We start from the raw sequence: 21,560 nt of genomic DNA on the forward strand, positions 1-21,560 counted from the left end.
TAGCTGGTGCCGGAGACGGCCTTGGCCCACGCCCGGGCGAAGGTGCCCGGGCGGGCCGGGCGCCGCAGGGTGGTGCCGGTCGGGGCGACGGTGGCCGCCCCGGGCGGCTCACCCACCGAGCCGCCCGACGCCACCGATGAAGGCCGCCCGCTCGGCGTCCTCAGCGCTGTCGGGGGACTCCGGGCGCCACTGCGGCACCCAGACCACGCCGGGGTCGACCAGCTCGAAGCCGTCGAAGAGGGTGGTCAGCTCGCCGCGGCTGCGGATCCACAGCGGGCTGTCGGTCCGCCGGTAGACCCGCTCGGCGTCGGCTCGCTCGTCGTCGCCGCGGCCGTCGCCGCTGGTCTGCGAGAGCACCAGGTAGCTGCCCGGCGCCAGTGCCTCGCGCAGCGTACGCAGCAGTTCGGCCGGCCGGTCGTCGTCCGGCACGAAGTGCAGCACCGCCACGACCATCACGGCGATCGGCTGGTCGAAGTCGAGCAGCCGGCGGACGTCGGGGTGGCTGACGATGCGCTCGGGGTGGCGCAGGTCCTCCTGCACGACCGTGGCGCGGTCGTTGCCCGCCAGGATCTCCCGGCTGTGGGCGACCGCCACCGGGTCCACGTCGACGTAGACCACCCGGGCGTCGGGGGCGTCGCGCTGGGCGATCTCGTGCACGTTGCCGACGGTCGGGATGCCCGAGCCGACGTCAAGGAACTGCCGGATGCCGGCGTCGAGGAGGAACTGCACCGCGCGGCGGAGGAAAGCCCGGTTGGCCTGCGCCATCAGCGGCGCCTCCGGCACCGCCGCCACCATCGCCTGGGCCGCCGCCCGGTCGACCGCGAAGTTGTGCGAGCCGCCGAGGTAGTAGTCGTACATGCGGGCCACGCTGGGGCGTTCGATGTCGATCTCGTCGGGTGCCCAGTCCGGCCGCTGCATGCGCTCACCCCTCTTGTCGACGTCTGGGCACCGTTGCCCGCGCCGGTATTCTGCCGGCTGACCGTCGCGGAGACCATAGCGCGCCGTGCCATCCGCTGACGATGCCGCTCAATGCGACGACCGGCAGGCCCGCGCCGCCCGTTGGCGGGCACGGACCTGTCGGTGGTACGTCGTCGGGCTCCCGGCCGGGAGCGGTCAGAACTTCGGGGCGTCCGGAGCCTCGAGCAGGCCGAGTCGCAGCGCGGTCATCAGCGCCTGGGCCCGGTTGGCCGCGCCCAGCTTCTCGTAGAGCTTCGAGATGTGGGTCTTGGCGGTGGACTCGCTGACGAAGAGCTGCTTGGCGATGCCCGCCACGCTCATCCCGTCGGCGAGCAGCCGCAGCACCTGACCCTCGCGGGGGGAGAGCTGCGGCCCGGACGGGGCCAGCCGGCGCTTCATCGCCTCGGCCAGGTCGGCGGCGGTGAAGGCGCTGGGGGAGGAGGCGGCGTGCCGGGCGGCGGCGACCACCTCGTCGGCCGGCGCGGTCTTGGGCACGAAGGCGCTGGCCCCGGCCTCCAGGGCGCCGAAGAGCTGGTCGTCGCCGGCGTACATGGTGAGCACGACGATGCCCATCGAGGCGCTCGACTTACGCAGCGCCCGGGTGGCCTCCAAGCCGCTGCCGTCGGGCAGCCGCAGGTCCATGATCACCACATCCGGCTGTAACGCGCCGGCCTGGCGCACCCCCTCCGCCGCCGTGGCGGCCTCCCCGACGACCTCGAACTGCCGGTCACGCTCGAACGCGTGCCGCAGGCCCTTGCGGATCAGGTCGTGATCGTCGACAAGGAGGACCTTGGTACGAGCGGCCGGTGTCGGACTTGTGGTCATCCTCGGGTTACTCCCCTTCTACTGCCGTTGCGCTACCGCGCACGTTATCGCGCCGGGGCGAGGAACCGAGCACCACCGCAACGGTCGTGCCGCTCGGCTGGCGCGGCCTGATCTCCAACCGGCCCCGGATACGTTCCGCCCTCTCGGCCATGATCGCAAGACCGTAGTGCCCGTCGGAGCGCTGGTCAGCGATCCCCTGACCGTCATCCGACACTTCGATCTGCGCGTACGGCGGGTCGACCTCACAGGTTACCCAGAGATTCGACGCGCCCGCGTGCTTACGCGCGTTGGTGACCGCCTCCTGGGCGATGCGCAGCAACTCGGCCTCGGTGGCGGCGGGCAGCCGGGCGGTGGACTCGTCCAGGGACAGGTGCACCCGCAGCCCGCCGGAGGCGCCGACCGTGCGGGCGTACTCGGCGATCGCGGCGGCCAGACCGCCGTGCCGGTCCACCTCGCTGCGCAGCTCGAACAGGCTCAGCCGCAGCTCGGTGATCACCCGGGTCACCTCGCCGCGCAGCGTGCGCAGCGCCTCGGCGGTCTCCTGCGGGTCCTCGTCGACGTACGCCAGGGCGTTGTCGATGCCGTAGCCGACCATCACCAGTTCCTGCGCCACCCCGTCGTGGATCTCCCGGGCCAGCCGCTGTCGTTCCTCGTTGGTGGCCAGCGAGCGGACCTCGTCGAAGAGCAGCGCCGCCTCCAGCCGCAGCGCGGCCGGCTGGGTCAGCCCGGTCACCCGGGACACCACCGGTGGCGGGTACGCCTGCGCCGCGTCCGCCTCCAGCACCACCAGGCCGACCGTGCGCACCCCGGCCACCAGCGGCACGATCAGGGCGGAGACGTCGCCGCCGCGGTGCGACCGGGCCTGCGACCGGGCGGCGGTGTGCGGCTGCTGGCTGGCCCACGCGTCGGCGATGGCCGAGTCCGCGTCCAGCGTCGTCTCCCAGTCGACCCGCTCCACGCCCACCTGGGCGAGCACCACCAGCCGGCCGCCGCCGCTGGCCGACAGCACGGCCGCCCGGTCCGCCCGGGCCACCGTGCGCAGCTCCTCAAGCAGGTGCTCGGAGATGCCGCCCGGGTCCAGGGTGGCCCCGGGTAGCTGCCGGGCCACCGTGCGCAGCTGGGTGAGCAGCCGGGTCGCCTCAGCGTACGGCTGGGGCTTGCTCTCGTTGCGGACCTGCATCACCCGGTGTAGGCCGCTGGCGGCGGCGAGGCCGAGCCCGGCCAGGATCAGCCACTGGGCGCAGACCGCCAGGTAGCCGGGCTCGCCGATCTGCCGGCCGCCGTCGACCTCGGTGAGCGCACCGGCCACCAGCAGGGTGGCGGCGGCGACCGCCAACAGGGCGACGCCCTCGCGGAACCGGCGGCGCAACGCGGTGACGGTCACCGGGACCGCCAGGTAGGGCAGCACGGCGGAGGCGCCCAGCCCGTCGACTTCTCCGCCGATGGTGGCGACGGCGGCCACCTGGCTCGCGGCCAGCCCCAGCACCAGCACCTCGGCCACCCGGCTGAGCGGCCCGATCGGCCGGTGCTCGGGCGCCAGCAGGGCGGGCAGCCCGGCGACGGCCAGCAGCGCGATCCACCAGAGCTGACCGGGGTCGTGCGTGGCGAACAGGGTCAGGGCGGCGACGAGGGCCAGCATGAGCACGCGCGCGGCGGCGGCGAGCGGATGTGGCTGGGGCCGGGGGGGCGTGGAGGCGGGCACGTGACGGATGGTAGTCAGCCTCGGTAGATGTCGGCGATTTCCGCCGCGTAGGACTTGTGCACCACCTGCCGCTTGACCTTCAGCGACGGGGTCAGTTCGCCGGTCGCCTCGGTGAAGTCGTGGGGCAGGATCCGGAACACCCTGATCGCCTCGGCCCGGGAGACCGTCCGGTTCGCGACGTCGATGGCGCCCTGGATCTCGGCCCGCAGCCCTTCGTGGTCGCGCAGCTTCTCGACGGGGGTGTCCTCCGGCAGTCCGGCCGAGGCGAGCCAGCGTGGCAGCGCCTCCTCGTCGACGGTGACCAGCGCGGCGATGAACGGTGCCCGGTCGCCGACCACCACGCACTGGCTGATCAGCGGGTGGATCCGGACCTGGTCCTCCAGCACGGCCGGGGCGACGTTCTTGCCGGCGGCGGTCACGATGATTTCCTTCTTCCGGCCGGTGATGCTCAGGAAGCCGTCGTTGTCGAGCTGGCCCAGGTCGCCGGTGCGGAACCAGCCGTCCGCGCTGAGCGCCTCGGCGGTCGCCGCCTCGTTGCGCCAGTAGCCCTGGAAGATCAGGTCGCCGGCGATCAGAATCTCGCCGTCGTCGTCGATGCGGATGGTGACGCCCGGCAGCGGCCGGCCGACCGAGCCGATCCGGGTGGCGCCGGGCAGGTTCGCGGCGGCGGCGGGGGAGGTTTCGGTCAGGCCGTAGCCCTCGCACACCGTCACGCCGATGCCGCGGAAGAAGTGGCCGAGCCGGGCGCCGAGCGGGGCGCCGCCGGAGATGGCGTCGCGGCACCGGCCGCCGAGCGCCGCCCGCAGCTTGCGGTAGACCAGCTTGTCGAAGAGCGCGTGCTGGGCGCGCAGCGCCAGGCCGGGACCGCCGGGGGTCTCCAGCGCCTCGCTGTACGCGATGGCGACCTGTTCCGCCCGGGCGAAGATCCTGCCCTTGCCGTCGGCCTCGGCCTTCTGCTTGGCGCCGTTGTAGACCTTCTCGAACACCCGGGGGACCGAGAGCACGAAGGTGGGCCGGAACTCCTGGAGCTCGCCGACCAGGTTCTTGGGGTCCGCGCAGTGCCGCATGGTGGCGCGCGCCTGCACCACACCGATCTGGATCAGCCGGGCGAAGGCGTGCGCCAGCGGGAGGAAGAGCAGGGTCGAGGCGCCCGGCCGGAACAGGTTCGGCAGCACCGGCACCGCGTTGGCGATGTCGGCGTACATGTTCCGGTGGGTCAGCACGCAGCCCTTGGGGCGGCCGGTGGTGCCGCTGGTGTAGATGATGGTGGCGACGTCGTCGGCGCGTACGGCGGCCCGCCGCCGGTCGATCTCCGCCGGGTCGACCGACGCGCCGGAGCGGACCAGTTCGGCCACGGCGTCGAGGTCGATCTGCCAGACGTGGCGCAGGTCGGGCAGCCGGTCCCGGACGCCGGCGACCAGGGTGGCGTGCGCGTTGCTCTCCACCACGCAGGCCACCGCGCCGGAGTCGGACAGGATCCAGGCGGCCTGGTCGGCGCTGGAGGTCTCGTAGATCGGCACCGTGACCGCGCCGGCCGCCCAGATCGCGTAGTCCAGCAGGGTCCACTCGTATCGGGTGCGGCTCATCAGGCCGACCCGGTCACCGGGCTGGACGCCGGCGGCGGCCAGGCCCCTGGCCGCCGCGACGACCTCGTCGCGGAACTGCCGGCAGGTGACGTCGGCCCAGCTGCCCCCCGCGCCGGTGGGGCGGACGAACTGGACCTCGTCCGGGGCGACTTCGGCGTTGTCCCAGACCGGGTCGGTGAGGTTGGCCGCATCGCCGACGGTGACGATCGGCGGGACGGAGAACTCGCGCACCTGAACTCCCTCGTGCTCACACTGGCCGGGCCGGCCGCACCACGGGTCGGCTCTGTGGAAACCTACCCGCCCTGGTGGCCGGAGCGAAGAGCCAGGTCGCCCAGGCTGTCAGCGGGCCACCGTCGGAAGCTTCGCTCCGGCGTGCCGGGGACGGCGCGGCGTGGGCGCCGCCGGTGCCGGGTAGCCTCCCCCCATGGCGGACACCTCCACCCAGTCGATCATCATCGGCGCGTCACCGGAGCGGGTGGCGGCGGTCATCTGCGACTTCCCGAGCTACCCGGAGTGGACCGAGGCGCTGCGGCGGGCGGAGGTGATCGAGGAGTACGAGGACGGCTACGCCAGTCAGGTCCGGTTCACCATCGACGCCGGCGTGATGGCCGACGAGTACGTGCTGGCCTACGAGTACGCCGAGGACCTGTCCCGGATCGAGTGGCACCTGGTGGCGCCCTCGAAGATGCAGAAGCTCCAGCGCGGCTCCTACGACCTGGACGGCAACCCGGACGGCAGCACGACGGTGACCTACACCCTGGAGGTCGAGCTCTCCGTCGGGATGCTCGGCATGTTCCGCCGCAAGGCCGAGAAAATGATCATGGACACGGCGTTGAAGCAGCTCAAGCTCCGGGTAGAAGCACCCGGTGCGGCGCAGTGACGCGTCCGGCGGCAGGCTAGGGGAGCCGACCATGGGTGCAACGGATCCGGGTTCGGCCCGGGAAGAGGCCGAACGTCTGGTCGCCACGGCGCTGGCCGCCGCCCGGCTGGCCGCGGCCGGTGCGAAGAACGGCCAGTGGGGTCCGCTCGGTGGGATCGTGTCGGGTGTCCTCGGTCACAGTGACAGCCCGGGTGGGGCACCCGGGCAGCCGGTGGGCGGTTTCGCCACCGGTACGGCCGAATGCTGCGTGTGCCCGGTCTGTCGGGGCATCGCGGCCCTGCGCGATCCGAGCCCCGAATTCGCCGAGCGCCTCGCCACCGGCGCGGGCGACCTGGCCGCCGGGGTGGCCAGCCTGCTGCGTGCCTTCGCCCCGGCCGAGCCCACCGCCGACGCCTCCGCCGGACCGCCGAGGACCCCGGGCCCGGGGGGCGCGGACGACCAGGTGTGGCGCGAGGCCACCCGTAGCGGGCATGATTCTCAGCCGGCACCGGAGCGGGACGTCTGGTCCGCCGCCACGCGGGCGGAGGACGAGGTCGTCTCCGCCGCCGCACCGCCCGTCGACGTCGCCGGGCCGGCCCGTCCGGCGACCGTCCGGGCGTCGGCCGACGGGCCCGCGGTCCCCGCGTCCCGGGCATCCGGCGACACGGGCGGGCAACCTCCGGGCGACGGGGCCTGACCAACGCACATACCGACCCACGCGCCGGTCGTCCGCCGGCGCCGGTGCGGGCCGTACAGCAGAGGGGAGTGGCGGCGGTGACGCTGACCATCGGAGTCGACGTCGGTGGCACGAAGGTGGCCGGTGGCGTCGTGGACGCCAGCGGCAAGGTCCTCGTGCAGACCCGACGGGACACCCCCGCCGACGACGTCGCCAAGACCCGGGACGTCATCATCGAACTGGTCGGCGACCTGGCCGCCGGGCACCCGGTCGAGGCCGTCGGCATCGGCGCGGCCGGCTGGATCAACGCCGGCCGCTCGACCGTGCTGTTCGCCCCGAACCTCGCCTGGCGCGACGAGCCGCTGCGCGACTACGTGAGCGCCGCGACCGGACTGCCGGTGATCGTGGAGAACGACGGCAACGTGGCCGCCTGGGCGGAGTTCCGCCACGGCGCGGCCCGCGACGCCGACGACTCGATGGTCATGTTCACCATCGGCACCGGCGTAGGCGGCGGCATCGTGCTCGGCGGGGAACTGCTGCGCGGCGCCAACGGCATCGCCGCCGAGCTGGGCCACATGCTGACCGTGCCGGACGGCCACCAGTGCGGCTGCGGCCGGCTCGGCTGCATCGAGCAGTACGCCAGCGGCAGCGCCCTGGTGCGGTTCGCCCGCGCCGCCGCCCGACAGGAGCCGCACCGCGCCGTCGCCCTGCTGGAACAGGCCGGCGGCGAGGCCGAGGCCGTCACCGGGCCCATGGTCACCGCTGCCGCGCAGGCCGGCGATCCGGTCGCCACCGAGGCGTTCGCGCAGGTCGGGCGCTGGCTCGGCACCAGCCTCGCCGACATGGCGCAGATCCTCGACCCGCAGGTGCTCGTCGTCGGCGGCGGGGTGATCGACGCCGGTGACCTGCTGCTCGGCCCGACCCGCCGGTCCTTCACCGACGCCCTCGCCCAGCGCAGCCGCCTCCCGGTCGCCGAGATCCGCCCGGCCGAGCTTGGCAACACCGCGGGCGTCATCGGCGCCGCCGACCTGGCCCGCCGGATCTGAGGCGGTGGCCGTGACGAAGAGCCCGGGCGTGCCCCTGCGCGTCGTGTCGTACAACATCCACAGCCAGCGCGACGACACGGCCGCGCTGGCGGCGGTGGTCCGCGAGGCCAGGCCGGACGTGGTGATCGTGCAGGAGGGGCCGCGCCGGTTCCGGTGGCGGCCGAAGTCGGCGGCGCTGGCCGGGTCGTTCGGCCTGGTGGTGGCCGCCGGCGGGCTGCCCGCGCTGGGCAACCTGCTGCTGACCAGCCTGCGGGTGCGGGTGATGGCCGAGAAGTGCCAGCGCTTCCCGCTCACCCCCGGCCGGCACCTGCGCGGCGCCGCGTACGCCGAGTGCGTGGTCGCCGGCGCGGCCCGGTTCACCCTGGCCGGGTCGCACCTGTCCACCGACCCGGCCGAGCGGCCCGCCCAGGCGGCGCTGTTCAAGCGTGAGCTGGACGCCGCCGTCACGCCGGTGATCGCCGCCGCCGACCTGAACGAGGGCCCGGACGGGCCGGCCTGGGCCACCGTGGCACACGGGCTGACCGACGCCGCCGTGGCGATGGACCGGGCCGACCGGCTCACCTACTCCTGCGCCCAGCCCCGGCGTCGGATCGACGCCCTCTTCGTCGATCCGCGGATCACGGTGGTCGACTACGACGTGGTGGACACCCCGCAGACCCGCCGCGCCAGCGACCACTTCCCGGTCCTGGTCGACCTGCTGCTGCCCGCCGCCGACTGAGCGCCCGCCGGGCCCGGGGCTGGACAACCCGCTCCGTTGTGGAGAGGATGCTGCGCGACCCGGCACTCGTGCCGCACAAAAGGAGATCCCGGTGTCCACCTCCACCGACCACGGCCGGCCCGACCCGGAGGCGAGCACTCTCGCCCTGACCCGAGACGGCCGACCGGTCTCCGACCGGGGCGACACCGTCTGCGTCATCGGCGCCGGTGCCAGCGGTCTCACCGCCATCAAGAACCTCAGGGAGCACGGCTTCGGCGTCGACTGCTACGAGCGGGAGACCGGCGTCGGCGGCGCCTGGAACTGGCGGCACGACCGCAGCCCGGTGTACGCGAGCACACACCTGATCTCGTCGCGGCCGTTCACCCAGTTCCCCGACTTCCCGATGCCGGACGACGGGCCGGACTACCCGCACCACAGCCAGCTGCTGTCGTACTTCGAGCGGTACGCCGACCACTTCGACCTGCGCGGGCACATCTGGTTCGGCACCGAGGTCGTCCGGGTGGAGCCGGTGGCGGGCGACCGGTGGGACGTGACCACCCGCAGCACCGGCGGCTACGGCCCGCAGCGCACCTCCCGCTACGCGGCCGTGGTGATCGCCAACGGCCACAACTGGTCGCCGAAGCTGCCCCGCTACGAAGGGCTGGAGGAGTTCCGGGGCGAGGTCATGCACGCCTCGTCCTACAAGGACCCGGCGCAGCTGCGCGGCAAGCGGGTGCTGGTGGTGGGCGCCGGCAACACCGGCTGCGACATCGCCGTCGAGGCCGCCCAGCAGGCGTCGCGCTGCTGGCACTCCACCCGCCGGGGCTACTGGTACGCCCCGAAGTACGTCCTCGGCCGCCCCGCCGACCAGGTCAACGACACGCTGCTGGCGCTGCGCGTGCCGCTGCGGGTGCGGCAGTGGCTCTACCACTGGACGCTGCGGCTGACCGTCGGCGACCTGACCCGCTTCGGCCTGCCCCGGCCCGACCACCGGGTCTACGAGACGCACCCGATCGCCAACAGCCAGCTCGTCTACTACGTGGGCCACGGCGAGATCGCGCCGGTGCCGGACGTCGCCCGCTTCCACCCGTACGCCGTCGAGCTCTCCGACGGCCGGGAGATCGACCCGGAGCTGGTCGTCTTCGCCACCGGCTACCTGCCGCGCTTCGAGTTCCTCGACCCCGGGGTGCTCGGCGACGACGCGGGGCAGGGCCGTCCGAAACTCTGGCTGAACGCCTTCGTCCCCGACCGCCCCACGCTGGCCGTGGCCGGGCTGGTGCAGCCGGACTCGGGCATCTTCCCCCTGTCGCACTGGCAGACGGTGCTCTTCGCCCGGCTGCTGCGGCTGCGCGTGGCCCGCCCCGACCGGGCGGCGGCCTTCGCCGCCCGGGTGTCGGCCAAGGCGGGGGAGCGGTACGCCGGGCCCGTCAAGGACAGCAGCCGGCACTGGTTCGAGGTGGGCCACGCCGACTACCTGCGCGCCGTCCAGCGCGCGCTGCACGACCTGGAGGACAAGTGAGTCAGGTGCGGATCATGCGGGGACGGGAGTGGGCCCACCCGGTCCGCCCGGTCCGGCGTGAGGTGCTCAGCGCGGCTCCCGAGGTGGAGCAGGGGCGTCCGCCGCTGCTCTTCGTGCCTGGCTTCGGGCACGGGGCCTGGGCGTTCGCCGAGCACTGGCTCGGCCACGCGGCGTCTCGGGGCTTCCCGGCGTACGCGCTGAGCCTGCGCGGGCACGGCGACAGCGGCCCGGCGCCGGAGGCGACGCTGCGGGCGTACGCCCACGACGTGACCCAGGTGGCGGCGGGCCTGCCGCGCCAGGCGGTGCTGGTGGGGCACGGGGCCGGGGCCCTCGTGGTCGCCCACGCGCTGGCCCGCTACCCGGCCCGGGCCGCGGTGCTCGTCGCGCCGGTGCTCGGCGGCTGGGCGACGTTCGGGGCGGCGCTGCGCCGTAACCCGGTCGGCACGCTGCCGGCGGTGTTCGGCGGGCCGCTGCGGCTGCACCGCCGCCAGCTGTTCAGCCGGGAGCTGCCCGAGGCCGAGGCCCGGCGGTACGTGGGCCGGCTGGGCCGGGCCGGCCGGCGGGCCCAGTGGCAGCTGCTGACCGGGCGGGCCGCGGAGCCGACGGTGGGCGACCCGCCGATGCTGGTGCTGGGCAGCCCCGACGACCGGGTCGTCCCGGCGGCGGCGCTGACCCGGGCGGCCCGGCGGTACGGCTCGGCCCCGCTGCTCTTCCCCGGCATGGGGCACGACATGATGCTCGACGCCCGCTGGCGGGAGCCGGTCGACGCGATCCTGGACTGGCTGGAGAAGGACCCGGCACCAACCGGCCGCCCCTGACCGCAGCGCCTCTCGGCTGGCCTGGCCCCGGCGCTGGCCGCCCGGCTGGCCCTGACCGCGCCCCGACCGCACCGCCTCCCGTGTCCCTGGCCCGGCGCTGGCCGGCTGGGCTGAGCGCTCCGGGCGTCAGTCGGCGGCGCCCAGCCGGGTCAGCAGTGAGCCGCTGTCGTCGAGGGCGGAGAGGTAGGAGCGGGCCCACGCCCGGATGTCGTGCCGGTGCAGGTGCGTCCGCATGGCCCGCATCCGCTCGCCGAGGTCGTCGGGGCCCGCCCGCAGCGCCGAGAGCAGTCCCTGCTTGAGGCCCTCCAGGTCGTGCGGGTTGACCAGGTACGCCTGCGGCAGTTCGGCGGCGGCGCCGGCGAACTCGCTGAGCAGCAGCGCACCCGTGTCGTCGACCCGGGCGGCGACGTACTCCTTGGCGACGAGGTTCATCCCGTCACGCAGCGGGGTCACCGCCATCACGTCGGCGACCCGGTAGAGCGCGGCCAGTTCGGCGCGGTCGAACGGCTGGGTCAGGTAGTGGATCGCCGGCTCGCCGACCCGGCCGAACTCGCCGTTGATCCGCCCGACCTCGCGTTCCACCCGCTCGCGGAGGATCTGGTACTGCCCGACCCGCTCCCGGCTGGGCACCGCCACCTGCACGAGCACGGTGTCGCGCACCTTGACGTGCCCGCCGGCGATCAGCTCGCTGTACGCCTTCAGCCGCTGCTCGATGCCCTTGGTGTAGTCCATCCGGTCGACGCTGAGGATCACCTGCTCGGGACTGCCGAGATCGCGGCGCAACAGGCTGGCCCGGTCGGCCACGTCGGGCCGGGCGGCCAGCGCGGCCATCTCCGCCGTGTCGATGGAGACGGGGAAGGCACCGATGCGGACCACCCGGTCGTCGACGGCGATCCGCCGGTCGGTGGCGGGAACGTCCAGCACCTTCGCCACCAGCTGGGCGAAGTTGTGCGCGGCCTGGGAGCGCTGGAAGCCGATCAGGTCGGCGCCGAGCATCCCGCGCAGCAGTTCGGCCCGGCGGGGAAGCTGCATGAACAGCTCGGGTGGCGGGAACGGCACGTGCAGGAAGAAGCCGATCCGCAGGTCGGGCCGCAGCGCCCGGAGCAGGCCGGGCACCAGTTGCAGGTGGTAGTCCTGCACCCAGACCACCGCGCCGGGCTCGGCCACGTCGGCCGTGGACTCGGCGAACCGCTGGTTGACCCGCTGGTACGCCTCCCACCAGCGCCGGTGGTATTCCGGTTGCTCCACCGAGTCGTGGTAGAGCGGCCAGAGGGTGGCGTTGGAGAAGCCCTCGTAGTGGTCGCGCAGGTCGTCGGCGGTCAACGCGACGGTGTGCATCCGGACGCCGTCCACGTCGGGCAGCGCGGGCGCCGGGCCGGTGCCGCCGGCCCACCCGACCCACGTCGCCGGGGTGTGTCGCAGCAGGGCGTGGAGGGCGCTGACCAGGCCACCGGGACTGCGGCGCCATTCGCAGGCACCGTCGGGCGCCACACTGTCGTCGATGGGCAGGCGGTTGGCCACCACCACGAGGGAACTCTGTCGCATCTCGGGCATTCCGATCAGCAGGGAATGACCACCGCAGCGGAGGAACAACCGGGCAGTCAGCGAGGGATGTGACGGACAGCGGTATTCCTACTGACAGTAAGTTACACCAGTGTTGCGTCCCGGGCATGGGGCGCCGGCCGTCCCGGGATGCGGGCAGGAACGCCGGTGGGCGAGGCGTCGATCAGACGACCGCGCCGTCGTCCGGGTCGCGCTCGTCGTCGTCGCCGGAGCGCAGCCGCCAGATCAGCGCGACGAAGCCGGCCAGGATGCCGGTGAAACCGAACAGGTTGACCACCGAGGGGTCGGCCACGGGGAACACCGAGGGGAACAGGAAGAGCACGAAGCCGACCACCATGGCCAGCACACCGACCACCGCGTACTTCGAGAGGCGCGGCAGGGGCGGGGGCGGCGGCGGGGTGTAGCGCTCGTCCTCCGTCTCGTCGTCGGGCAGGTCCGCGCCGAAGGTGTCCAGCCCGTCGAGCAACGACGGCTCGTCCTGCGGGCCCCGGGAGAGGGAGACGCCCGAGATGTCCGCCGCGTACGGCAGTCGGCGCACGTCGGTGGCGGTCGGTCCGGCGGGCTCGTCGGGCGTGCCGAGGGTCACCGGGCCGCCGGCCGGCCCGGGCGGGTCGTCCACGTCCTCGGCGGCGGGCCACGGGTTGTCGCCGCCGCGCGGCGCGGTGGTGTGGAAGCCGGCGACGATGCGGGCCCACTCGGCCTCGATGTCCGGCTCGTCGTCGCGAGAGGGCTCGGTGGCCGTCTCGTCGGCGAGCTGGGTCAGGTAGTCCCGTGCGGTCCGCAGGTGTGACCGGTCGACGTAGAGCCGGTCGACGGGACGGGACGGGACGGTGGTGGTGCGGGTGACCGGGTTCAGGTCTGCCGAGGGTTGGAGGTAGGCGGCGATCCCACCGGCGGCCAGGACGGCGAGCAGGTGCTCACCGACGCGCGGATCCACGTCGCCGGCGACGGCGTACTCGCTCGCGTCGATCCCGTTGTCCCGCCGTCCCCGGCGGGCCCCACCCGCTGACACCGGACATCCTCCTCATCGCGCCGGTGGGCGCGTCACCTGAGCGCTCTCGGCGTCCCTGAACCGTGCCATGAATCGTGACACGTCGGCACCCCGTTCCGGGAGTGCGTTGTGTCGCGTCTTGCCCGCCAGTGGGCGAGCCACAGGTGATGGGCAGGGCATTTTGTCCCTTTGTGCGCGCACTGCGCGGTTCGGCACAACCGAGGTGAGGGTGGCCCGTCCCTTATCGCGGGATCGTCGCGACCACCTCGGCGACGTCGACCCGGACGGGGTCCGGGTTCGCCCAGCTCCAGTTCGGGTGGGCGCGGTTGGTCAACAGGACCAGGACCATCCGGCGGTCCGGGTCGACCACCAGGGAGGTGCCGGTGAAGCCGGTGTGCCCGAAGGTGCGCGGACCGCTCAGCCGGCCCATGAACCACGGCTGGTCGAGCACGACGCCGAGGCCGTGCGCGGACGTGCGGTGGGGCCGCTCCGGGTCGACGGCGGGCAGACCGGTGTTCACGTTGGCGAGCATCTGCCGGGTGATCTCCTCGGAGAGGATCCGGGTGCCGTTGTGGACGCCGCCGCCCAGCAGCAACTGTCCGATGACGGCCACCTCGGCGGCGGTACTGAAGATACCGGCGTGTCCGGCGACTCCCCCCATGTGGTTGGCGACGTCGTCGTGCACCACGCCACGGAGCAGCCCGCGCGTCGAGCGTGCGTCGGTGGCGACCAGCCGGGCGGCCTGGTCGGCGGTGCTGAGCCAGGTCTTCGGGTTGAATCCGGTGTCCCTGAGGCCGAGCGGCCCGGTCAGTCCGGTCTTGAGTGCCTGATCGAACCGCTGGCCGGTGAGCTTCTCGACCAGGAACGCGAGCACCATCAGCCCGACGCTGGAGTAGCGGTACACCGTGCCCGGCACCGCGCCGCTGACCAGTGACGTGGCCAGGACCGCCTTGCGGCGGGCCGCGTCGTCGGGCAGCCCGGTGACCTTGGCCCCGACCGGCAGGCCGCTGGTGTGCGCCAGCAGCATGGCGACGGTCACCTTTTCCTTGCCGGCGCCGGTGAACCCGGGAAGGTGGTCCGCCACCCGCGTCGACAGGTCGATCCGTCCCTTGTCGACCTGCTGCAACGTCAGGATCGCGGTGTAGACCTTGGTGATCGAGGCGAGGTCGAAGATCGAGTCGTACCGCATCCAGACCTGCTCGGGGCCGGGCAGCAGCACCGGGCCGGCGGCGTAGCGCACCGCCTTGCCCACGACGGCCTTCGCCACGGTCGCGCCGGCCATCTGGCAGAGGGCGACCGCGCCGGTGTACGCCGGGTGCTTCGGGTTGGCGCTGGTCGGAGCGAGGTGACGGTTGAGGGTGAACCGCAGCCGGCCCGCCGCCTGCGCCCCGCCGTGCAACGCCTCGGCGGTGGGCCCGGTGGCCTCCGGGACGGCGGCGACCCGCGCCGCGGATCGGCTGGGCGCGGCCGAGGCGCTCGCACTCGCGCTCGCGACCGGCCCGGCGCTCGCCCCGGCGGTGGCCGACCGGACCGCCTCGCGACAGCCGGTGAGGGTCGCGGCGGCCGCCGCGAGGCCGGCACCGAGCACGGTACGACGATGCAGTGGCATGCGCCGCATCATGGCAGGCGCGGCCCGCCGGAACCAACCAGCCCGACCAGTCCGGGAACCGCCCGACGAGGGGATTCATGCCGGGCGCCTGCCCGGGCTCACGATCACGTCCATGAGGGTCGACGGGCGATTCGTAGGACTAGGCCCGGGTGACGGAAGTTGATCGATCGTCCGTTGTGGCGGAGGGTCCGTGCTCCGTAGGCTCGTCGGCGACGGCAGCGCTCCCGGGCGCGGGCGCCGTCGCGGGGCACACCACGGGAAAGGACGCCGGTGCTGTACTGGCTGCTGAAGTACGTCATCCTCGGGCCGCTGCTGAGGCTGATCTTCCGCCCGCAGGTGGAGGGCCTGCACCACGTACCGGCGACCGGCCCGGTGATCCTGGCCAGCAACCACCTCTCCTTCTCCGACTCGATCTTCACGCCGCTGATCGTGAAGCGGCGGGTGACGTTCATCGCCAAGGCTGAGTACTTCACCGGAAAGGGCGTCAAGGGCTGGCTGACGAAGATGTTCTTCGTCGGCTCCGGCACCATCCCGGTCGACCGCTCGGGCGGCCGGGCGGCCAGGGCGGCCCTGGACACCCAGCTGCGGGTGCTGCGCGGCGGCGGCATCGCCGGCATCTATCCCGAGGGCACCCGCTCGCCGGACGGGCGGCTCTACCGGGGCAAGACCGGCGTGGCCCGGCTGGCCCTGGAGAGCGGCGCCCTGGTGGTCCCGACGGCGATGCTCAACGCCGACGAGATCCAGCCGCCCGGCAAGCTGATCCCCAGGATCGCCCGGGTGCGGATCCGGTTCGGCCCGCCGCTGGACTTCTCGCGCTACGCGGGGATGACCGGTGACCGGTTCGTCGAGCGCGCGGTGACCGACGAGATCATGTACGAGCTGATGGAGCTCTCCGGCCGCGAGTATGTCGACACATACGCCCAGAAGGCCAAGAACCCACCCCCTACCCCCGCGAACCAGTCCCCGCCTGAACACCCCCGCCCACTCCCCGCTTCGCCCCTCCCTGCCCCGCCCCTCCCGCTCCGCCCTTTCCGCACGCCCTGCCCCTCCCACCCCCGCTCCGCGCGTCGATCTTGCACTTATGGCCCTGCATTTGCGGCGTTCGTCAGCATTTCTCCGGGCAGAAAGTGCAAGATCGACGCGCGAGGGCGGGCGTGCGGGGGCGAGGGCGGGGGCGTGGGGACGGGGGCGTGGGGACGGGCGTGCGAGGGGGGCGGGCGGGGGTGAGGGCGGGGGCGGGCTGTTAGCGGGTGAGGGCGGGGTTGGCGGGGGTTGTTGGGGGGCGGGTCAGGTCCAGTAGGGCGGGGGCGTTGTTGCGTAGCGCGAAGGCGCGCAGCTCGGCCAGCTCCGGGCGGCTCGCCGGCGGCTCGCCGGCCCGCTCCAGCTCGACCGCCGCGAAGGTGAGCGCCAGCATCCGGTCGGTCACGTCAGGAATCCCGGCGTAGATCTCGGCGCCGGCCAGATGCAGCTCGGCGGCCCGCCGGTGGTCACCGTCCGAAGCGGCCAGTGCACCGGTCACCGTCCGCCGTGCCGCCTCCGACCAGGGCGTGCGGTGACCCACCCGGTCCAGCATCGCGCGCACCCGGGCCGCCGCGTCCCGCCCGGCGAGGCTGGCCGCGTACCCGGCCGCCGCGATCCACTCGCCGCTGGCGATGGCGGGCACCGCCGACCAGGAGTCGGCCAGCTCGTCGATCAGCGCCGTCGCCTCCTCGTGGCGCCCCTGGAGGGCCCGGCAGAGCGCGCCCATTCCCAGCATCGTCCAGTGCGGCCGGTGGAAGCCGCCGCGCCGGGCGGCGTCGAGTGCCGCCGCCACGTCGTCGCTGAACGTGGCCGCGGCGTCGTCGTCGGAGTGGGAGTGGGCCGGTGGCACCCGTTCGCCCCGCAGCACCAGCAGGCAGGAACGCAGGCCGCGGACCTGCATGTCCCAGCTTCCGGTCGGGGTGTCCACGAACGCCTCGGCGGCGGCCAGCAGCCGGTCGAAGTCGCCCTCGAACCAGGCGCGCATCGCCTCGGCCGAGTAGCTCGTGGTCAGCGTCTGCCCACTGGCCTTGCGCGTCGGCGACGACGAGAGCAGAGCGTCGGAGCGCAGCCAGTCGCCCTCCTCGCAGACGGCGTAGGCGAGGTTCTGCATGGCCCGGGGCAGGGCGATCAGCTGGCCGGCGCGGCTGAGCTCGACGATGCTGTGCAGGTCGTCCAGGCCGGACCGGTCGCCCGCCTGGTAGCGGGCGATGGCCGAGGTGATCCGGGCGTTGGTGCGGGTCTCGGTCAGCCCCAGCCGCTCGCCGATCTCCGCCGCCCGTTCGGCCGCGGCGACCGCCGGGTCACGCTCGTAGTTCAGCATGTGCAGCCGGCCCAGTTCGGCGTAGGCGTCCGCCTTCTGAGGGCTGTCCGGCAGCGGGGCGAAGAGCTGGACGGCCCGGTCCAGGCAGGCCAGGGCGGCGGCCCGGTCGGCGCGCAGCCACGCGGCCTGACCGAGCAGCGTCCAGGCGCGCGCCGCGCAGGCGTCGTCGCCGTGCGCCAGCAGCCGGTCGGCGAGCGCCTGCACCTGCTCGGGGCCACCGCCGGAGAGGAAGGCGTTGCCGTCCCGGTAGAAGGAGATCTCCGTGCTGAGCAGCTCCAGCTGGAGCCGGTCGAGCGGGTCGGAGTCGTCGGCCAGCCCGAGTGCCCGGCCCGCGTGGTTCGCCGCCGCGTCGAGGCTGTGCAGCGCGTACGCCCGTCGGGCCGCCCGGTGCAGCGCGGCCCGGGCGGCTCCGGCGAACCGGTCGATCTCCATGCCCAGCGTCCGGGCGATCTCGTGGGCCGCCCACCGGTGGTGGGCCAGCACCTCCGCCAGGTCGGTGTCCCGACTCTGGGAGAGCATGTCCAGCCACTGCGCCGTCCGTTCGTGCCGCGCCACCCGCTCGGTACGGGGCAGCCGCTGGTAGCAGACGTCGCGCACCAGCACGTGCCGGAACCGGTACTCCGGCTGCCCGGCCATGGTGGAGGCGGCCTGCTCGTGCACGAAGTCGCGCTGCTCCAGCCGGCGCAGCGCACGTTCCACCGACTCGACGGGCTGTCCGAGCGCGGCGGCCACCGCCCCCGGCCAGAACTGCACGCCGACCACGGCGGCGGCCAGCAGCACCGTGCGTTCCTTGGCGTCGAGCAGGTCGATACGGTTGGCGATGACGGCGTGCACGCTCTCCGGCATCGGTAGGTCGAGGTGCTTCTCCAGCGACCAGCCCCGCACGGACTGGCGCAGCGCGCCCTGCTCGATCAGCATCCGGACGTACTCGTGGGCGTAGAGCGGGTTGCCGCCGGCCACCTCGACCAGCGGCGTGAGCATGTCGGCGGAGAAGGCCGCCCGGCCGAACATGTGGGCGTAGAGCGCGGCGATGCCGGTGTCGCGCAGCGGGGGCAGGGTGATGGTCACCGAGCCGGTGATCGTCCCCGCCCAGCTCGGGTCCCGGTCGACGAGTTCCGGCCGGGCGGTGCACAGCAGCAGCAGCGGCACGTCCCGGGCGGCGGTGCCGAGCAGCTCCACGAAACGCAGCATCGCGTCGTCGGCCCAGTGCAGGTCCTCGAAGACCAGCACGGTCGGCCGGCGGGTGGCCAGGGCCAGCAGGAAACGCCGCCACGCCGACTCGGTCTCCTCGGCCGGCAGCGGGGTCCCCGACAGGCCCACCAGCGGGCGCAGGGCGTCGACGAGGCGCTGCCGCTCGCCCGGGCCGACCAGCTCGCCGACGGCGGAGGCGAGCCGCTGGGCGGCGGTGGACGCCGGATCGGTGTCCAGGATGCCGGCCTCGGACTTGACGATGTCGGCCAGCGCCGCGAACGCCACGTTCTCGCCGAACGGCGGGCACCGCCCGATCCGCCAGGTCAGCGGCTCGTCGACCAGCCGGTCCACGTGCCGGTACAGCTCCCGCACCAGCCGGCTCTTGCCCAGCCCGGCCCGGCCGAAGACGGTGACCACCTGCGGACGTCGGTCGCGCAGCGACCGGTGCAGGGCGTTGACCAGCATGCCCAGCTCGTGTTCCCGGTCGATCAGGGGCGTGACGTCCGGCTGCCGGTCGGTCGGCTGCCGGCGGACCGGGGACAGGGCCAGCCACACCTCGGTCGTCGTCGACCGCCCGCGCAGGGTGACCGGCGGTTGTTCCGAGTAGCGGATCGCCTCCCGGGTGAGGGCGTGCGTCGCGCCGCAGACCAGCACTCCGCCCGACGGCGCGACGGACTGCATCCGGGAGGCGGTGTTGACCACGTCGCCGGCCACGATCGCCTGGCCGCCGTCGCGGGCGGCGGCCACGTCGACCAGCGCCTCACCGGTGGCCACCCCGACCCGGAAGTGCAGCGAGTCCGCGCCGGTGGGGGTGAACCGGGTCAGCACCCGTTGCAGCTCCAGGCCGGCCCGGACGCAGCGCAGCGCGTCGGTCTCGGTCGCCACGGGCGCGCCGAACAGGGCCATCACCGCGTCGCCGATGTACTTCTCCACCACCCCGCCGTACTGCCCCACGACGCGGCGGGCGGCCGAGAAGAACCCGGTCTGCATGCCACGGACCAGCTCCGGGTCGGCCCGCTCGACGTACGGGGTGAAGTCGATCAGGTCGACGAAGAGCACACTGACCCGGCGGCGGTCCTCCTGCGGGGACAGTTGCCGCTCGGTGCCCGGCCGGGCCGCGCCGCAGGAGGTGCAGAACGCCACGTCCCGGGCGAGCGGGCGGAGGCAGTGCGGGCAGACCGCGCCCAGCTCGTTGCCGCAGCCGCCGCAGAAGCGGTCGCCCGCGGCAGCCGTGCGTCCACAGCGGTCACACTGCGTGGCGATGACACCCTCCACTGGTGGTCCCGCCGGCACCGGGATCGGCACCGTTCCGGTGTCAGTATCGCCGTATGTCCAGCTGTCGGGTACCGGGCTGTTGGCTTGTGGACAGTCCACCGGCCGGTCCTGCGGTTACAGTCAGGCGGCTGATTGTCGACCATTGACCACAGGGGGATTTCCCGATGGTGTACGTGATGTTGCAGAGCGACTGGACCGACGGCAGCGGGGTGAGCCACCTCGCGGGCGACTCCGTCGACGTGGATGCCGCCACGCTGGCCGCGTTGCAGGCGCAGGGGATCGTCAGCGAGCAGTCCGGTGGCGGCAAGGACGGCACGGAGTGGGTCGGGCCGGGCAGCACCAACTGGGTCGGGCCGGGCAGCAACACTCCCTGACACCCCACGCACGAAGGGCCGGAGCAGCCGCTCCGGCCCTTTTTCGCGTACGCCTCAGCGGTCGCTCATGCCGGCGCGGCGGCGTAGCGCCGCCACGTCGGTGACCACGATCCGCCGGCCCTCGGTGCGCAGCCAGCCTCGGTTGGCGAACGATCCGATCGCCTGGTTGACGCTCTGCCGCGAGCCGCCGGCCATCTCCGCGAGCTGGCTCTGGTTGAGCTCGATGGTGATCATCGGGGCCTGACTCTCGCCGGCCAGCCGCACCAGGGTCTTGGCCACCCGGCCGGGCAGGTCCAGGAAGACGTGGTCGGCGTTCTGCTCGGTCAGCCGGCGGATCAGCCCGCCGAGCGAGCGCATTACCGCGTCGAGGATGCGGGGGTTGGAGTGCACCAGTTCCATGAACGCGCCCCGGGACAGCGCGAGCGCCGCGGAGTCCTCGATCGCCTCGGCCGAGGCGGACCGGGTGGAGGCGTCGAGCAGGGAGACCTCGCCCAGCACGTCCGGCGGACGGATGACCGACAGCACCGCCCGTTCGCCGGTCGGCGCGGTGCGGAAGACCGCGACCGCACCTCGGCGCAGCACGATGAGCGACTCGCCCGGGTCGTTCTCGACGAAGAGCAGCTGGCCCTTGCGGTACGTCCGGGGGACCGCTGCGGCGATCACCCGCTGCCGGACCTCCGGCTCCAGCCCGGCGAACATCTCCACACCCGTGAGCGCGTCACCCGGCTCCGGTAGGCGCATCTCCACGGCCCAACCCCTCCCCGGTCAAGGACCACAACTCGCTCACCGGGTGAACCTGAAGGCCCTCGACGAGGTGAACTGACACCGGTTCGGCGTCCGGTAGCGGTACACATCAGATCATGACGGTCCAGTCGCTTGCTGTACACCCCTCAAATCACTTCCGTGACACTCCCGAGCTGCGGCGACCGGCATGCGGGAGACGGATCCGGCCGCCCCGGTCGCCGGGACGCGACGGGCGTGGGCGAGGATGACGGGGATGGTCTACCGCTATTTCTACGACTGCGAGTTCATCGAGGACGGCCGGCTCGTCGACCTGGTGTCGATCGGCGTCGTCGACGAGTACGGCCGTGAGTTCTACGCCGTCTCGACCGAGTTCGACGACTCGCGGGCCGTGCCCTGGGTGCGCCGCAACGTGCTCGACAAGCTGCCCTCCCCGGCGAACCGCGCCTGGCGTTCCCGGGAACGCATCCGCGACGACCTGTTCGACTTCCTCGTCGAGCCGATCCGGGACCGCCCGGGCGAGCAGTTGGAGCTCTGGGCCTGGTACGCCGCGTACGACCATGTCGCCCTGGCGCAGTTGTGGGGCGCGATGACGGCGCTGCCCCGGGAGATCCCCCGGTTCACCAAGGACCTGCGCCAGGTCTGGGACGACCGTGGCCGGCCGCGGCTGCCGGACGCCGACGCGGCACGGCACGACGCGCTGGTCGACGCCCGGCACAACCTGGCCCGGTGGCGGGCGATGACCGGTTCGTAGGTTTGGTCGGTTCTGTCCCGGGCACCGGTGCGACGT

General features: G+C 73.5%; 17 protein-coding genes and 1 pseudogene. 9 read left to right on the forward strand and 9 right to left on the reverse strand.

The features are described from left to right. Nucleotides 1–108: 108 nt before the first annotated feature. From GA0070608_RS18150 to GA0070608_RS18165, 4 genes are all read right to left on the reverse strand, one after another. On the reverse strand, nucleotides 109–918 hold the full coding sequence (locus GA0070608_RS18150) for an SAM-dependent methyltransferase (protein WP_091629587.1): 810 nt from the start codon (nucleotides 916–918) through the stop codon (nucleotides 109–111). Between the two features lie 195 nt (nucleotides 919–1,113). Then, on the reverse strand, nucleotides 1,114–1,782 hold the full coding sequence (locus tag GA0070608_RS18155; protein WP_076467977.1) for a response regulator transcription factor: 669 nt from the start codon (nucleotides 1,780–1,782) through the stop codon (nucleotides 1,114–1,116). Between the two features lie 7 nt (nucleotides 1,783–1,789). Continuing rightward, nucleotides 1,790–3,484 (reverse strand): sensor histidine kinase, encoded by a 1,695-nt coding sequence (locus GA0070608_RS18160; RefSeq protein ID WP_091629589.1) that lies wholly within the window; start codon nucleotides 3,482–3,484, stop codon nucleotides 1,790–1,792. A gap of 14 nt (nucleotides 3,485–3,498) precedes the next feature. Continuing rightward, a complete protein-coding gene (locus tag GA0070608_RS18165; protein WP_091629591.1) occupies nucleotides 3,499–5,301 on the reverse strand; it encodes an AMP-dependent synthetase/ligase in 1,803 nt (600 codons plus the stop codon). 193 nt (nucleotides 5,302–5,494) lie between these two features. Between GA0070608_RS18165 and GA0070608_RS18170 the strand changes: the two genes are divergently transcribed. The 6 genes from GA0070608_RS18170 (at nucleotide 5,495) to GA0070608_RS18195 (ending at nucleotide 10,685) form a co-directional block, all read left to right on the forward strand. Beyond that, nucleotides 5,495–5,950: an SRPBCC family protein gene (locus GA0070608_RS18170; protein ID WP_091629593.1), complete on the forward strand. Its 456-nt coding sequence runs from the start codon at nucleotides 5,495–5,497 to the stop codon at nucleotides 5,948–5,950. 31 nt (nucleotides 5,951–5,981) lie between these two features. After that, entirely contained in the window at nucleotides 5,982–6,626 is a 645-nt protein-coding gene (locus GA0070608_RS18175) for a hypothetical protein (RefSeq protein WP_091629596.1), read from the forward strand. Between the two features lie 77 nt (nucleotides 6,627–6,703). Then, nucleotides 6,704–7,651: an ROK family glucokinase gene (locus GA0070608_RS18180; protein ID WP_091635426.1), complete on the forward strand. Its 948-nt coding sequence runs from the start codon at nucleotides 6,704–6,706 to the stop codon at nucleotides 7,649–7,651. Between the two features lie 10 nt (nucleotides 7,652–7,661). Further along, a complete protein-coding gene (locus tag GA0070608_RS18185; RefSeq protein WP_091635430.1) occupies nucleotides 7,662–8,369 on the forward strand; it encodes an endonuclease/exonuclease/phosphatase family protein in 708 nt (235 codons plus the stop codon). Nucleotides 8,370–8,460: 91 nt separating this feature from the next. Next, nucleotides 8,461–9,867, forward strand: a complete 1,407-nt coding sequence (locus tag GA0070608_RS18190) for a flavin-containing monooxygenase (RefSeq protein WP_091629599.1) — start codon at nucleotides 8,461–8,463, stop codon at nucleotides 9,865–9,867. A 14-nt stretch (nucleotides 9,868–9,881) separates the two neighbouring features. Beyond that, nucleotides 9,882–10,685: an alpha/beta hydrolase gene (locus GA0070608_RS18195; protein WP_091635433.1), complete on the forward strand. Its 804-nt coding sequence runs from the start codon at nucleotides 9,882–9,884 to the stop codon at nucleotides 10,683–10,685. A 126-nt stretch (nucleotides 10,686–10,811) separates the two neighbouring features. Here GA0070608_RS18195 and GA0070608_RS18200 read toward each other — a convergent pair whose 3' ends face one another. From GA0070608_RS18200 to GA0070608_RS18210, 3 genes are all read right to left on the reverse strand, one after another. Next, nucleotides 10,812–12,230 (reverse strand): alpha,alpha-trehalose-phosphate synthase (UDP-forming), encoded by a 1,419-nt coding sequence (locus GA0070608_RS18200; protein ID WP_091635436.1) that lies wholly within the window; start codon nucleotides 12,228–12,230, stop codon nucleotides 10,812–10,814. A 181-nt stretch (nucleotides 12,231–12,411) separates the two neighbouring features. Next, the gene (locus GA0070608_RS18205; RefSeq protein ID WP_091629601.1) at nucleotides 12,412–13,260 is read right to left on the reverse strand and encodes a DUF308 domain-containing protein; all 849 of its coding nucleotides are present in this window, start codon (nucleotides 13,258–13,260) and stop codon (nucleotides 12,412–12,414) included. Between the two features lie 220 nt (nucleotides 13,261–13,480). Further along, complete coding sequence (locus GA0070608_RS18210) at nucleotides 13,481–14,848, reverse strand: serine hydrolase domain-containing protein (protein ID WP_245715827.1); 1,368 nt, start codon at nucleotides 14,846–14,848, stop codon at nucleotides 13,481–13,483. A gap of 270 nt (nucleotides 14,849–15,118) precedes the next feature. Between GA0070608_RS18210 and GA0070608_RS18215 the strand changes: the two are divergent. Then, nucleotides 15,119–15,793 (forward strand): annotated as a pseudogene (locus tag GA0070608_RS18215) (lysophospholipid acyltransferase family protein); the annotation flags it as partial. A gap of 298 nt (nucleotides 15,794–16,091) precedes the next feature. Here the strand turns inward: GA0070608_RS18215 and GA0070608_RS18220 are convergent. Then, nucleotides 16,092–19,655 carry an ATP-binding protein gene (locus GA0070608_RS18220; protein ID WP_176733754.1) on the reverse strand — a complete coding sequence of 1,188 codons (3,564 nt, stop codon included), beginning with the start codon at nucleotides 19,653–19,655 and terminating at the stop codon, nucleotides 16,092–16,094. Between the two features lie 164 nt (nucleotides 19,656–19,819). Here GA0070608_RS18220 and GA0070608_RS18225 point away from each other — a divergent pair, with 164 nt between their 5' ends. Further along, complete coding sequence (locus GA0070608_RS18225; RefSeq protein ID WP_091629607.1) at nucleotides 19,820–20,029, forward strand: hypothetical protein; 210 nt, start codon at nucleotides 19,820–19,822, stop codon at nucleotides 20,027–20,029. A gap of 54 nt (nucleotides 20,030–20,083) precedes the next feature. On the opposite strand, the gene GA0070608_RS18230 is transcribed toward GA0070608_RS18225, so the two are convergent. Then, on the reverse strand, nucleotides 20,084–20,776 hold the full coding sequence (locus tag GA0070608_RS18230; protein ID WP_091629609.1) for a Crp/Fnr family transcriptional regulator: 693 nt from the start codon (nucleotides 20,774–20,776) through the stop codon (nucleotides 20,084–20,086). 250 nt (nucleotides 20,777–21,026) lie between these two features. Between GA0070608_RS18230 and GA0070608_RS18235 the strand changes: the two genes are divergently transcribed. After that, nucleotides 21,027–21,524 carry a polyadenylate-specific 3'-exoribonuclease AS gene (locus GA0070608_RS18235; RefSeq protein ID WP_091629611.1) on the forward strand — a complete coding sequence of 166 codons (498 nt, stop codon included), beginning with the start codon at nucleotides 21,027–21,029 and terminating at the stop codon, nucleotides 21,522–21,524. Nucleotides 21,525–21,560: the final 36 nt, after the last annotated feature.

The organism is Micromonospora peucetia (assembly GCF_900091625.1).
GTDB classification, from domain to species: domain Bacteria; phylum Actinomycetota; class Actinomycetes; order Mycobacteriales; family Micromonosporaceae; genus Micromonospora; species Micromonospora peucetia.